The sequence below is a fragment of the Amycolatopsis sp. cmx-4-54 genome (assembly GCF_046548895.1).
Lineage (GTDB): Bacteria > Actinomycetota > Actinomycetes > Mycobacteriales > Pseudonocardiaceae > Amycolatopsis.
Window position 1 is genome coordinate 60,103 of record NZ_JAEBEJ010000014.1, and the last position, 13,772, is coordinate 73,874.

Genomic DNA, 13,772 nt, shown 5'->3' on the forward strand with positions numbered 1-13,772 from the left:
CCCGCCAGCTTATTGCCCGGCGCGTTCAAATGACATACCGTTCCGGAAATGACACGTCATTCCGCGAGGGCGCTGGTGGTCGGCTGCGGCGGGACCCTGGGGTTCGCCTGGACCGCCGCGGTCCTCGACGCGCTCGGCTGGGATCCCCGCGAGGCGGACGTCTTGGTCGGGACGTCGGCAGGAGCCGAGGCGGTGGCCATGCTCGGGGCGGGCATCCCGGCGAAGGCGATCCTCGACGCGGTCGCCGGTGCGCCCGGTGGAGACGCCGTGGTCGCCGCGCATGTCGCGCGAGTGCCGGACAGGTTTCCCCCGGTGCCGTATCCGCGCTGGCCGGCGGCGGGACTGGTCCGGGCAGCGCTGCGCCGGGACGTCGACCTCCTCGCCGGTCTCGCGGGTCTTCTCCCACGCGGCAGGGGAGACGCCGGTTGGCTGCGCGAACTCGGCGACGCGCTGGCCCCCGGCGGTTGGGTTCCGCATCCCGCGACCTGGCTGATGGCCGCGGATCCGACGGGGAAACGGATCGCGCTCGGCTCCCCGGGAGCGCCGCCCGCGCGCCTTGGCGAGGCGATCGCCGCGTCGTGGGCCATCCCCGGCTGGTTCCCACCGTCCGTTGTGGACGGACGGCCGCTAATCGACGGCGGCACGGTCTCCCCGACCTCGGCCGATCTCCTGCTCGGCCACGACGTCGGCGAAGTCGTGCTCATCGCGCCGATGAGCAGCGAGGGCGGAGCGTCGGCACGCGGTCCGGCCCGCCTTGAGCGGCTGCTGCGGACGGCGATGACCAGGCGTGTCGACGAGGAGACACGGCGGCTGCGCGCGGCAGGCGTCCGGGTGGTCCGGATCGAACCGGGGCCCGCCGATCTCGCCGCCATGGGCGCCAACTTCATGGACGCACGGCGGCGCGAGCACGTGCTCGCCACGGCGCTGAGGACGGCGCCGGGCCTGGTCGCCGACGCCTTCGAACGAGAGGGAGTGCGCGCATGAGCAAGTACCCGGATATCGATCTCGACGGCGCGCACGTCGCGATCACCGGTGCGGGGCAAGGTATCGGCCGCGCCACCGCGGAACGCCTGGCCGCGCTCGGCGCACGCGTGTCCATCGGCGATCTCGACCTCGAAGCCGCGAAACGGACCGCCGCCGACGTCGGTGGCACCGCGCACCCACTGGACGTCGCGGATCCGGCCTCATTCACCGCCTTCTTCGGTGACGCCGAGCAGGCGAACGGACCGCTCGCGATGCTCGTCAACAACGCCGGGATCATGCCGAACGGCGGTTTCCTCGACCTCTCCGACGCGCTGAACCGGGCGACCATGGAGGTCAACGTCTTCGGCGTCGTCCACGGTATGCGGCTGGCCCTGCCCGGCATGCTGGAACGCGGTCGCGGCCATATCGTCAACGTCGCTTCGCTGGCGGGGAAGTTCCCCGTCAAAGGGCTGGCGATCTACAACGCCAGCAAGTTCGCCGTCGTCGGGCTGACCGCGGCGACCCGGCTGGAGTACGCGCCGCACGGCGTGAGCGTCTCCGCCGTGCTGCCGTCGGCCGTCGACACCGCGCTGGCCTCGGGACTCGACATGCGGCCGATCCCCAAGGTGAAACCGGGCCGGATCGCCGACGCCGTCGTGGCTTCCGTGCGCAGCCGCGCGGCGGAGATCGCCGTGCCCGGCTACGTCGGCGCGCTCGCCACCCTCGCGGCCGTGACGCCCGAACCGGCGCTCAACGCGTTCCGGCGGCTGGTTCGCGACGACCGCGCACTGCGGCCCGATTCACCCGAGCGGGACGGCTACCGCGCCCGCCTCGACCAGGACACCCACCGGGAGGAAAACGCATGAAAGCGCAGTACGACGCCGTCGTCGTCGGGGCCGGTTTCGGCGGGATGGGCGCGGCGATCCAGCTCAACCGGCTCGGCTACGACAACCTGCTCATCCTCGAACGCGAGTCCGACCTCGGCGGCACCTGGCATGTGAACCGCTATCCCGGGCTGGCCGTCGACATCCCGTCGGCCACCTACTCGTATTCGTTCGAGCCGAATCCGCACTGGTCGCGGCTCTTCGCGCCGGGCGCGGAGCTCAAGCGGTACGCCGAGCACGTCGCGGACAAATACCGGCTGAGGCGCTACATGCGTTTCGGCTCGGTGGTCACCGGCGCGGTCTGGGACGAGGCGAACGCGCACTGGACGGTCTCGCTCGCCGAGGGCGGGCCGGTCACCGCCGAATATCTCCTCACCGCGACGGGTTTCCTTTCCCAGCCGAAGAAACCCGATATCGCCGGGATCGACACGTTCGGCGGCAAGGTCATCCACACCACCGCCTGGGACGACGACTACGACCTCGCGGGCAAGCGGGTCGCGGTGATCGGCACCGGCGCGACCGCGGTCCAGCTGATCCCCGAAATCGCGAAGATCGCCCGCGAGCTCACCGTGTACCAGCGGACGCCGATCTGGGTGAGCCCCAAACTGGACTTCCCGGTGCCCAAGGCGGTCCGGCGCGCGTTCGCCGCGGTCCCGCTCACCCAGCGGGCCGCCCGGCTGACCGGGACCGCGTTGCTGGAACTGATGATGGTGTCCGGCGTCCTGCACTACAAGCAACTGCCGATGGCGAACCGGCTCGGCAAGCTTTGGTGCCTGGCGCATCTGCGCCGTCAGGTGCGGGATCCGCGGCTGCGCGCGGAACTGACGCCTCGTTATTCGTTCGGCTGCAAGCGTCCGACGTTCTCCAACGAGTACTACCCGGCCTTCACCAAGGACCACGTGCACCTGGAGACGACCTCGATCGCGAAGATCGACGAAACCGGGATCGAGACCGCCGGCGGAGCGCGACGGGAGATCGACGTCCTGGTGCTGGCGACCGGATTCGACCTGTGGGAGGCGAACTTCCCGGCGATCGAGATCATCGGACGCGACGGCCGGAACCTCGGCAAATGGTGGCGGGAGAACCGTTTCCAGGCCTACGAGGGGGTGGCGATCCCCAAGTTCCCGAACTTCATCTCGCTCAACAGCCCGTATTCCTACTCGGGACTGTCCTATTTCACCACCATCGAGACGCAGATGCGGCATATGGACCGGCTCTTCGGCGCCATGCGGCGGCGCGGCGCGACGGAGTTCGAGGTCACGCAGGAGGCCAACGACGCGTTCCTCGACCGGATGACCGAACGCCTCGGCGACTCGATCTTCACCCTCGGGAACTGCGCCCCGGCGAACAGCTACTACTTCAACCCGCACGGGGAGGCGACACTGCTCCGCCCGTCCTCCACGCTGAACGCCATCAAGGAGGCGCAGAGCTTCCCCGTCGAGGACTACACCTTCGCCTAGCGGGCGAGGGTGCCGGGACCCCGCGCGGCCCCGGCACCCCTGGCGCTTACTGCTTGCGGAGCCGCAGGGTGACGGCCGTGCCCGTGGCGGCGAGGAAGAGCGCGCCGAGCGCGTACGGCCACCACGGCACCTCGGTGCCGCCCACCGGGGTGGCACCGTAACCGCCGGCGGCGCCTGTCCGGTCGTAGGTCGAGCCGGGCAGCTTGTCGCCGTAGCGGCTCTGCAGGGCCTCACGGTAGGCGGCGAGCGTCATCTTCTCGCCGGTCTTCGCGACCGAGGAGCCGTCGAGGACGGTCACGGTGTCCCCGTCGACGGCGTACCAGGCGCCCGCCTGAGGTTCGCTCAGGAGATAGCCCTTGCCGACCCGCGCCGCGAGGCGCTTTTCGACATCGCCCGTGGCCACGTTGTAGACCGACCAGCCCGAGCCCTCGCGCTGCGACCACACGGTCGCCGCGTCACCGTTGCCCAGCGTGGCGGGGGTGGCGACGTAGGCGAGCTCGGCCGGGACGGAGGAAGTACCGGCGATGAAGGCCGCGGTCGGCTGGTAGACCGCGACCGGTGTCCGCGGATCTGCTTTGGCGGTCCTGGCGGCGACGGCGGCGTCCGCCTTGGCGGCGCCGGGGAACTGCGCCTTGGCGAGCCGTTGGGTGGTCGCGTCACTGGTGACCACAGTGGACACCGCGGCGAGGTCGGCGGCGGTGGGCGCGCCGCTGGGGGCGTCGGCGGCGGAGGACTGGCCGCCGAGCGCCAGTGACAGTCCGAGGGCGAGGATCGTGGCGCCGAGGAAGGTTCGCTTCATGGTTTCAGTCCTTGATCCCGTAGACGGTGTGGGTCCAGGTGAACGAGTTGTTGGACCGGTAGGCGTTGTAGCTCATCTGGTTGTAGCGGGGGCTCGATCCCCACGGGTCGCCGTAGTACACCGTCGTCGCGCCGTTGGTGTTGTCGTAGCCGTAGAGCACGTGCATGTGGCCGCCGCCGTTGCGCCAGCCGATCCGGGTGCCGATCGGCTGCCGCGCGTCGACCTGGCTCTTGATGGAGGCGAAGCTCAGCGTCTGGCCGGACGAGCTGTAGGTGCCGACGTTGCTGAAGCCCAGCCAGCGGAACACCCGTTGCTGATCGCTCAGGTAACCCTGGTTGTTCGCGCAGTCCGTTCCGGACTCGTTGTGCGCGATCTGGCAGAACTTCGTCTGGGTGAGGGAATGCCCCCACCAGGCGGCGATCGTGTTGCCACTGGCGTCCCAGCACCAGTTGCTCTTCTCCTGTGCCTGCATCCTGATCGGGATCGTGGTGGCCGCCGTGACGGCGGGCGCCGCGGAAGCGGGCGCCTGCAAGGCGACCAACGCGGCGACACCGGCGAAGGCGGTGGCCAGCCCGCGCCTGAATGAGGTCTTCACCGTCGGAACACTCCTAACTGGATGGTCGAACGCGAAGCAAGCGCGGTGGTTACCCGTAAGGGACTGGTGGGGACTTCGGCTACCCGACTGGGTGACCGACCGGCGCGAGCAGGGGGTGTGCGCTGGGGAGAGGTGACAGAGGGGCATTGCGAATAGTCTGAGATTCACCCTCTGGTGGTCCCGTGGCAAGGTTCGCGGCAATACCTAAGGGTCCGTATTGCCGCTACGGGTGCCGGTGTCACCGCAGGTCGTCGTCGCCCGTTCGAGTTAACGGTGTGGAGACGTCGTGACTCCAGTGGTGTGGACCAGCGGAAAGCGTGCGGAGCGTGGTCACTGTTCGTGTTCCCGCCTTTCGGCGGGTGTCCGATCGGTAGGGTCCCGAGCATGCCGACGATCGGTGCGGCACCGGTGTTCGTGGCCCGCGACACCGAACTGGCCGAACTGGTGCGCGCCGCCTCGCGCCCGCCGTCGGTCGCCGTCGTCGAGGGCGAACCGGGTGTGGGCCGCAGCCGTCTGCTCGCGGAACTGGCCGCCCATCACGGGATCGCGTCGCGGGTGGTCTGGTCCGCCCGGTGCGGGTCCTTCGCGCGGCCGTGCCGGCTGGCGCCGTTGGTCGACGCGTTGCTTCCGAAGAGCGACGTCGCCGCCGCCCACGCGGCCGGTTTCTCACCGGTGACGGGTGTCCTGCGACGGCTGATCCCCGAATGGTCCCCGTGGTTGCCGCCCTTCCCGGAGAACGTGGACGCCGAGACCGTCCGGCGGCAGGAGTTCCGCGCCGTGCGCGAAGTACTGACCGGCTGCGGTCCGGCGGTACTGGTGCTCGACGACGTCCACGCCGCCGACGACGACACGTGGGAGTTCCTGCGCGGGCTCGCGGTGTCCCCGGCACCACCGTTGAGCGTGGTGGTGAGCGCGGCCGCGTGCGGACCGCGGAGATTCCCGCCGCTGGGCGAGACCACCGCGCATGTCTCGCTCGCCGCCTTCACCGCGGTCCAGGTGCGGACCCTGCTGAACGCGTCCTTCGGCCGCTGCGCACCGGATTTCGCCGTAGCCGCGCACCGGCGCACGTCCGGGATCGCCGTGGACCTGACGGCTCTGGTCCAGAGCGTCGGCGACACGGCCGAGACGCTTACGGCGGACAGGCTGGCGTCGGCGACCGTGCCGCCGCTCGTGCGAAGCCGGATCTCCGGACTGATGTCGGCGATCGGCCCGGCCGCGCAAGACGTCGTCCGCGCGGCGGCGGTGCTGGGATCGCCCGCCGGCGAACCGGATCTGGGCGCGGTCGCGGCACCGTCGCCCGGGGAGATCTCCGGCGCGATCACCGAAGCGGTGGAGGCGGGGCTGCTGCGGGATCTCGGCCGCGGCCGCTACGTCTCGGGGAGCCCGCTGATCGACGAAGCGGTCTACGCGTTGCTTCCCGGACCTCGGCGGTGCGCGATGCACGGACGCGCCGCCGCCCGGCTCGCCGCGAGCGCCGAACCCGTCGCGTCCCTCGTGGCCCGTCACGCGCGGCTGGCCGGCGACATCACCGCGTGGACACAGTGGACCGGTGTCGCGGTCGACAACGCCCTCGAAGACGGCCGGACGGAGGAAGCGAGCCGCCTGCTCGAAGCGGCCTTGCGGGACACGGAGCTCCCGCGGGCCGCGCGCGAATCGTTCGCCGTCCGGCTCGGCAGGGAACTGCCGCGAGGTATAGCGCACGCCGGTACGGTCCGGCTGCTGCGGGAGATCCTGCGCGAATGGCCGCTGAGCAAGGCCGCGCGGGGCGAGATCCGGGTCCATCTCGGACAGGTGCTGATCAATCAGGTCGGCAAGGTCGAAGCGGGCAGGCTCGAGATCGAGCTCGGCGCCGCCGACCTCGGCAGGCGGCAGGCACTGCTCGCCAGGGGCCTGGTCACCTTGGCGCTCCCGCAATTCGGCACCGTCCCGGTGGAGGAGAACTTCCGCTGGCTCGACGAGGCCGAACGGGTGAGCAAGGGGGAACACGATGCCGGGCTCCTCGCCGCGATCGCCGCGAACCGGCTTTCGGCGCGGATGCAGATCGCCGATCCGGAGGCCTGGGACGAGGTCGCCGACCTGCCGCGGGCCCCGGAGTCGGCCGAGGTCTGCCGCCAGGTCGCCCGCACCTACATCAACCTGGCTGACGCGGTGGCGTGGAACGGGCACTACCCGGTGGCCCGGGCCTATCTCACGACGGCGCGGCGACTGATCCGTGACGACCACCAGCCCTATCTCGACGCGCTGGCCGACGGCACGGAACTGCGGCTGGACCTCGCGATGGGGGAGTGGGCGAGCGTCGCGGAGAAGGCGCGAGCGATGCTGACGCGGGTCGACAAGGACGGTTCACTGGCGGCCGAGCCGCTGCTGGTGCTCGGCTGGTACGAGTACGGGCAGCACCGGCCGACGGCGGCACTGCGCAGTTTCGACGCGGCGTTCGCGCTTTCCGCGGGCAGCGTCCCGGTGCAGGCTTCGGCGTACGCGGGCCGCGTCGCGGTCCATCAGGCAGGCAAGGACCTGCAGGCGGCGCGGCGCCTCGCCGAGTTCGGCCTGGAAACCGTGCGCCGCAAGAACAATTGGGTCTGGGCGGCCGAGCTGATGCCGTTCGCCGTACGCACCATGCTCGGGCTGGGACAGCACGTCGAAGCGCGCGAACTCCTCGCGGAGTACCGGCAGGGTATCGACGGCAAGGACGCCCCGGTCGCGAACGCGTCGGCGCTGCTGTGCCGCGGCATGCTCACCCAGTCGCGTGGCGAAACACTCGCCGCCGGCGATCTGCTGCTCGGTGCCGCGCGGGCCTACAGCGCGCTGCCCCTCCCGTACTTCGCCGCCTACGCCGACGAACTCGCGGCCGGATGCTTCTCCGAAGCCGGGGAACAGGCACGTGCCGTCGCTTCCTTCACCACCGCGGAGACGACGTACGCGAAGCTTGGCGCCGCTGTGGACGCGCTCCGCTGTCGTCGTTCGCTGCGCCGGTGTGATCCGGAGATGCCGCGGCGCGGCCGCAAGGGATACGGCGAAGCGTTGTCGCCGAGGGAGCTCGAAGTCGCCCGGCTCGCCGCCCGCAACCTCACGAACCGGGAGATCGGTGAGCGGCTGTTCCTGTCCCCGAGGACGGTCGAGATCCATGTCGGGCGGGCGCTCCGAAAATTGGGCCTGCCTTCGCGCACCGTCCTGACCGAGGACCTGCTCAGCGACCTTCCCAAGGGCACGGTTCGCTGAGCGACGTGGAGGAAACCGCGACATGCTCACGCCGCGATCGACGTTCAGCCGGGAAGCTGCCCACCCCGGCGACGTTGCGAAAGCCACTTTCGCAACCTTCAACGTTGCGAAAGTGGCTTTCGCAACGTCGCGGCCGCCCCCGGGGTGACCCTGTCGCGCCCGGGGGCAGGCACGTGATCGCGGAGCGGTCCGGCCACTACGTTCCGTTGACCGAGCCGGGCGAAATCGTCAGGATGACGTGAGCGCCCGCCTGAGTTCTTCGTAGGTCGGCGCGAGCGCCCGGAGGGTCTCGGCGGCGCGTGTGTCGTCCTCGACGACGAGGTCGTACTGCAACGATCCGATCAGCCGGGCCTGCGTGGCGAGGACGGTGGCGGGCTCATCGCGGCCGACCCGGCGCAGGCACGCCGCGGCGTCGGCCGTGCGGCGAGCACCGAGGCGGACCACGAAATGGATGAGCAGCCCACGCAGTTCCGGGTCACAGCCGTCGCCAATCCGCACGGCGAGCGCGAGTGCCGCGTCGCCGTTGCCGAGCGTGCCGGGCGGGAGCCCACCGTCGTTCTCGCCGCTGAGCCGCCTGATCGCCCTGGGGAGCGACGCCACGATCGCGGCCTCGTCTCCGACGACGGTGTGCCGCACGAACTTCGTCCGCATCGTGTGCGGTTTGCCGTACGCGACCGTTTCGGCGCGCCAAGCGGCGGCGAAATCCGCTCGCGGGATCCGCGCGTACGGGTACCCCTGCGGGTCGTGGGCGGTGACGGACTCGTCGTCCGCGTCGAGCGCGACCAGGAAATGATCGGCGCCGATCGGGCCGGTCATCCCCGGCTGGTGGCGCAGGTGGCCCATTTCGACCGGGCCGAGCAGGACCGGCCCGTCGGCGAGGCTTTCGACGAGCCGGGCGAAGGCGACGTCCGGATCCGGCTCGCTCGCCGTTTCCGCGCGCCAGCCGAGGACGTCGAGGGCCTCGCCGATACCGAGATCGGGATCCCAGCCGAAGGCGTCGAAGAACGGCAGCGAACCGCCGATCAGCTGCATGCCGAAGGGGCTGCCGGTCACGGTTTCGAGCACGTCGGCGCCCGGCGCCCCGGAGCCGAGCATCATCGCGAGGGAATGGGTGTAGCAATACGGGCCGGAGCCGCGGTAAGGAAGATCGATCACGCGTTCGACGATGGCGGTTTTCGGGCGAAAACGCCAGTCCCTTTCGCGTCCGTTGTGGACAGTGTATTCATCACCCGTCCGGGGGTTTCGGGGCCACTCAACGGGTTTTATCCAGGCGTCACCGCCGGTCCCGGTTGCCGTCGATGATCTTGCCGAACCAGGATGGCCACCACTTGGGCTCGCTGTCTCCGCCGTCCTGACCTGGGCCGACGGAAGCGAGGGGTGAGGCGGAGGCGGCATGGCGGAACGTCGTGGGCGGAATCGGTGGCGCCGGGGCATCGCGGTGCTCACGGTGGCCGTCGTGGCCTTGCTGATGGGCGCCCCGCTGCCCGCGAACGCCCAGATCCAGCCGCGCGGAGCGGGCACCGAACGGCCGATCGGGCCGGAACCGGTGTACTCCGGGCTGGCACACGGCGGTATCACGATGGCCGCCAACTCCGTCGTGCAATGTGGCGTCGGCGTGGTCTGCAACGAGTCCACGAGCAACGCGAGCCCGGTGTCGTGGATCAAGACCGACCCGGCCGCGCCGGGGAACACCGCCTCCGCGGCGAGCTTGAACGTCCCGCCCGGCGCGAAGGTGCTCAACGCCCGGCTGTACTGGCAGTTCAACCCGGTCGCCAGCAACGGGACCTCCGGTGACGGGAGCCGGGGCAACCAGGTCTCGATGAAGACCCCTGGCTCGAACTCCTACCAGCGGATCACCGCCCAGACCTACGACTGGTTCCCCGCGACCACGACGGGTGGTTTCCCGACGCTGTACGCCTACGGTGGCGCCGCCGACGTCACGTCTCTCGTGGAGAACGCCGGCACCGGGCGGTACACGGTGGCTGACATCCAGGCCTGCCAGGGCCAGTCGATCAGCGGGACGAACCTCGGCTGCTGGGGTGGCTGGTCACTGGTGGTCGCCTACGAACTGCCCAGCGAGCCCCTGCGGTATCTGCAGGTGTGGGACGGTTTGCAGCGCGTCGCCGGCGGTAGCACGCCGAGTTCGGCGACCATCGCGCTGAGCGGCATCAAGGCGCCGACCTCGCGTCGGCCCAACGTCGAACTCGGCATCGTCGCGGGTGACGGCGACGCGCCCATCAGTGGCGACTACCTCCAGGTCGGCCCGGACGCGTCCAGCCTGCAGACCATCGCCATGCCCGCGCCGGGCGGGGTGGCGACCGACAACGCCTTCAGCAGCCGCATCGACCGGGTGACGGCCACCGGTTCGGGCGCGAACGTCACCTCGCGCGAGCCCAATCCGGTGAACAACGTCGGCTACGACGCCCGCAGCATCGACATCACCGGCAAGGTCCCCGCGGGGACCACCGCGCTCCAGGTGAAGATCGGCACCGTCGGCGACGCGCTGTACCCGCAGACGATCTGGCTCGTCACCGACGCGCTCGAACCCGACCTCCAGATCACCAAGGCCAACGATCCGGTCGGCAACACCGACGACAATCCGCCGGGGTACGTCACCAAGGGCGGCGAGATCGCCTACAGCTTCGACGTCGCCAACCGGCACGCCGACGGCAGTGTCACCGATCTCGACACCGCGACGAACGTGGTGCTCACCGACACCCTGCCCGATGGCGTCACGTTCGTGGCCGGGTCCAATCCGAACTGTTCGGCGGCCGGTCAGCTGGTCACCTGCAACCTGCGGAACCTGAGGCCGGGGCAAGCGCAGAAGGTGGACTTCAAGGTCACGGTCGGCGCCTCGGTGCCGGACGGCACCAAACTCGACAACACCGGCAAGCTGACCTTCCGCGGCGAGGACACCGGGCGGCCGCAGGAACGCACGTCGAACACGGTGCGGAACACGGTCACCTCGCCGGGATACCAGCTGACGAAGACGGTCGACCTCGCCGAGGCGATCCCGGGCGACACCCTGACCTATCGGGTGGCCGTGCGGAACACTGGGGTGATCCCCGTGCCCGCGTTCACGGTGCGAGACACCTTGCCACCGGGAACGACCTACGTTTCGTCCACTCCTTCGAAGGGCACCGCGTCCGGTACCGGGCCCCTCGATTGGGCCGTGAACGGCCTCGCCGTCGGAGAGACGGCCACGCTGACCGTGCGCGTGAAGGTGGAAGAGGCCGCCATCGGCAAGGAACTGGTGAACCGCGCGAACGTCCCGACCGGACCGCCGCCGGTCGTCCCGCCGGACAACCGCTGCCCGGACGATCCCACCGCCGCGTGCGCGAAGACCAAGGTGCCATCACCGTCGTACACGGTGACGAAGACCGCGGACAAGGAATCCGCGAATCCCGGTGACGTCGTGCGCTACAAGGTCACCGTCGCCAACACCGGAAGGGTCACCGCGGCGGACCTCAAGGTCGTCGACGACCTGACCGGTGTGCTGGACGACGCGGTCTACCGGAACGACGCCACCGCGTCGCCCGGTGCGGTGTCCTATGTGGAGCCGAAGCTGACTTGGACGGGCACGCTCGCGGCGGGGAAGAGCGCGGAGTTCACCTACACGGTCAAGGTGAAGAGCCCGAACACCGGCGACAACCGGCTGAAGAACGTGGTGACGTCGGAGACTCCGGGTGGGAATTGCCCGCCGGGCTCCACCGACCCGAAGTGTGGCACGACGACGCCGGTTTCGGGGTTGTTGATCGAAAAGTCGGTCGACAAGCAGTCGGCGAATCCAGGCGATGTCGTGAAGTACACGGTGACGGTCAAGAACACCGGTCAGACGAAGCTGACCGGCGCCACCTTCACCGACGACCTCACCCAGGTCCTCGACGACGCCGTCTACCGGAACGACGGAGCGGCGACGATCGGCGAGGTCACCTACGCGACGCCGAAGCTGACGTGGACCGGCTCGCTGGAGATCGGGCAGACCTCGACGGTCACCTACACGGTCCAGGTGAAGAAGCCGGGCGACGGAGACAAGAAACTGTCCAATGTGGTCACTTCGGAGACCCCGGGCGGGAACTGCCCGCCGGGCTCGACCGATCCGGACTGTGGCACGACCACCCCGATCTCCGGACTGCTCATCAAGAAGACCGCCGACAAGAAGTCGGTCGACCCGGGCGACACGGTGAAGTACACGATCACCGTCACCAACACCGGGCAGACCAAACAGGACGGTGCCACCTTCACCGACGACATGACCGAGGTCCTGGACGACGCCGACTACCAGAACGACGGCGCGGCGACCATCGGCGGCGTCACCTACGCGGCGCCGAAGCTGACGTGGACCGGCTCGCTGGAGATCGGCCAGACCTCGACCGTCACGTACACGGTCAAGATCAAGAACCCGAACCCCGGCGACCGGAAACTGTCCAATGTGGTCACTTCGGACACCCCCGGCAACAACTGCCCGCCGGATTCGACCGACCCGAACTGTGTCGCGGACGTGCCGTCCCGCGAACTGACGGTCAAGAAGACGTCGGACAAGCAGACCGCGAACCCGGGTGACGTCGTCACGTACACCGTCGTCGTCACGAACACCGGCAAGGTCGACCTGGTCGGCGAGGACGCCGCACGGGTCACGGACGATCTGTCCGAGGTGCTCGACGACGCCGACTACGCCGACGACGCCACGGCGGCCCCGGTCGCCGGGAGGTTCGCCTTCACCGCGCCGAACCTGGTGTGGACAGGCGATCTCCCGGTGGGTGCTTCGACCACGCTGAAGTACTCGGTGAAGGTGAAGAACCCCGTGACCGGCGACCACGAACTGCGGAACACCGTCAGCACCAACACCCCGGGTACTTGCCCGCCGCAGTCCGACGACCCGGCGTGCTCGACCGTCACCCCGGTGCCCGGCATCTCACTGGAGAAGAAGGCGGACAAGGCCACGGCGAACCCGGGCGACGTCGTGAAGTACACGGTGACCGTGCGCAACACCGGCAAGACGAAGCTGGCCGGTGCGACGTTCACCGACGACCTCACCGAGGTGCTCGACGACGCGGTGTTCCAGAAGGACGGTGCGGCGACGATCGGTTCGGTGACCTACGAGGAACCCAAGCTGACCTGGACCGGCGACCTGGAGATCGGGCAGACGGCGACGGTCACCTACAGCGTCAAGGTGACCAAGACCGACGGTGACGGCAAGCTGACCAACGTCGTCACATCCGGCACTCCGGGGGGCAATTGCCCGCCGGGCAGCAAGGATCCGAAGTGCGGGACGACGACGCCCCTGTCCAGTCTGAAGATCAAGAAGACCGTCGACAAGACGGAGGCGAAGCCGGGCGAGGCCGTGACGTACACCGTCACGGTGGAGAACACCGGGCAGACCGCCGTCGACGCGACCTTCACCGACGACCTCACCCAGGTGCTGGACGACGCCACCTTCGACGGCACGGCCAAGGCCAGTACGGGAGCGGTCACCTATTCCGCGCCGAAGCTCACGTGGAAGGGCGAGCTCAAGCCGGGGGAGAGGGCCACGGTCACCTACGTCGTCACCGTGCGGAAGCCGGCGACCGGTGACCACCGCCTCCGCAACGTCGTCACGTCGGACACCCCCGGCGGCAACTGCCCGCCGGGTTCGGCGAACCCCGACTGCGGCACCGACACCCGCGTGCCGCCGGAGCCTCCGACGCCGCAGCCGCCGGAGAAGCCGACCCCGCAGCCGCCGGCGACCCCGCGTCCGCCCGGGCTGGCCGTGACCGGCTCACCGGTGAAGACGATGACGGTGCTGGCGCTGGGCATGCTGGCCATCGGCGCGCTGCTGCTGCTCGCCGGACGGAGGCGCCGGGAGTCCTAGG

General features: G+C 69.8%; 8 protein-coding genes. 5 read left to right on the forward strand and 3 right to left on the reverse strand.

All coding sequences use genetic code 11. The features are described from left to right. Positions 1-48: 48 nt before the first annotated feature. Genes ACLJQ7_RS35490 through ACLJQ7_RS35500 form a run of 3 tightly spaced genes read left to right on the forward strand, consistent with a single transcriptional unit; the run spans position 49 to position 3,307 of the window. Entirely contained in the window at positions 49-984 is a 936-nt protein-coding gene (locus tag ACLJQ7_RS35490; protein WP_410652539.1) for a patatin-like phospholipase family protein, read from the forward strand. Further along, positions 981-1,829 carry an SDR family oxidoreductase gene (locus ACLJQ7_RS35495; RefSeq protein WP_410652540.1) on the forward strand — a complete coding sequence of 283 codons (849 nt, stop codon included), beginning with the start codon at positions 981-983 and terminating at the stop codon, positions 1,827-1,829. Before ACLJQ7_RS35490 ends, ACLJQ7_RS35495 begins: the two co-directional genes overlap by 4 nt. Continuing rightward, positions 1,826-3,307 (forward strand): flavin-containing monooxygenase, encoded by a 1,482-nt coding sequence (locus ACLJQ7_RS35500; protein WP_410652541.1) that lies wholly within the window; start codon positions 1,826-1,828, stop codon positions 3,305-3,307. The genes ACLJQ7_RS35495 and ACLJQ7_RS35500 overlap by 4 nt, the downstream gene beginning before the upstream one ends. A gap of 46 nt (positions 3,308-3,353) precedes the next feature. Here ACLJQ7_RS35500 and ACLJQ7_RS35505 read toward each other — a convergent pair whose 3' ends face one another. Both ACLJQ7_RS35505 and ACLJQ7_RS35510 read right to left on the reverse strand, forming a co-directional pair. Continuing rightward, positions 3,354-4,106 (reverse strand): hypothetical protein, encoded by a 753-nt coding sequence (locus tag ACLJQ7_RS35505; protein WP_410652542.1) that lies wholly within the window; start codon positions 4,104-4,106, stop codon positions 3,354-3,356. Between the two features lie 4 nt (positions 4,107-4,110). Beyond that, a complete protein-coding gene (locus ACLJQ7_RS35510; protein WP_034316771.1) occupies positions 4,111-4,701 on the reverse strand; it encodes a papain-like cysteine protease family protein in 591 nt (196 codons plus the stop codon). A gap of 384 nt (positions 4,702-5,085) precedes the next feature. Between ACLJQ7_RS35510 and ACLJQ7_RS35515 the strand changes: the two genes are divergently transcribed. Further along, positions 5,086-7,920, forward strand: coding sequence for an ATP-binding protein (locus ACLJQ7_RS35515; RefSeq protein ID WP_410652543.1), 2,835 nt, complete (start codon positions 5,086-5,088; stop codon positions 7,918-7,920). A 228-nt stretch (positions 7,921-8,148) separates the two neighbouring features. On the opposite strand, the gene ACLJQ7_RS35520 is transcribed toward ACLJQ7_RS35515, so the two are convergent. After that, positions 8,149-9,075: a hypothetical protein gene (locus ACLJQ7_RS35520; RefSeq protein ID WP_410652544.1), complete on the reverse strand. Its 927-nt coding sequence runs from the start codon at positions 9,073-9,075 to the stop codon at positions 8,149-8,151. 238 nt (positions 9,076-9,313) lie between these two features. Here ACLJQ7_RS35520 and ACLJQ7_RS35525 point away from each other — a divergent pair, with 238 nt between their 5' ends. Then, positions 9,314-13,771 carry an Ig-like domain-containing protein gene (locus tag ACLJQ7_RS35525; protein WP_410652545.1) on the forward strand — a complete coding sequence of 1,486 codons (4,458 nt, stop codon included), beginning with the start codon at positions 9,314-9,316 and terminating at the stop codon, positions 13,769-13,771. Position 13,772: the final 1 nt, after the last annotated feature.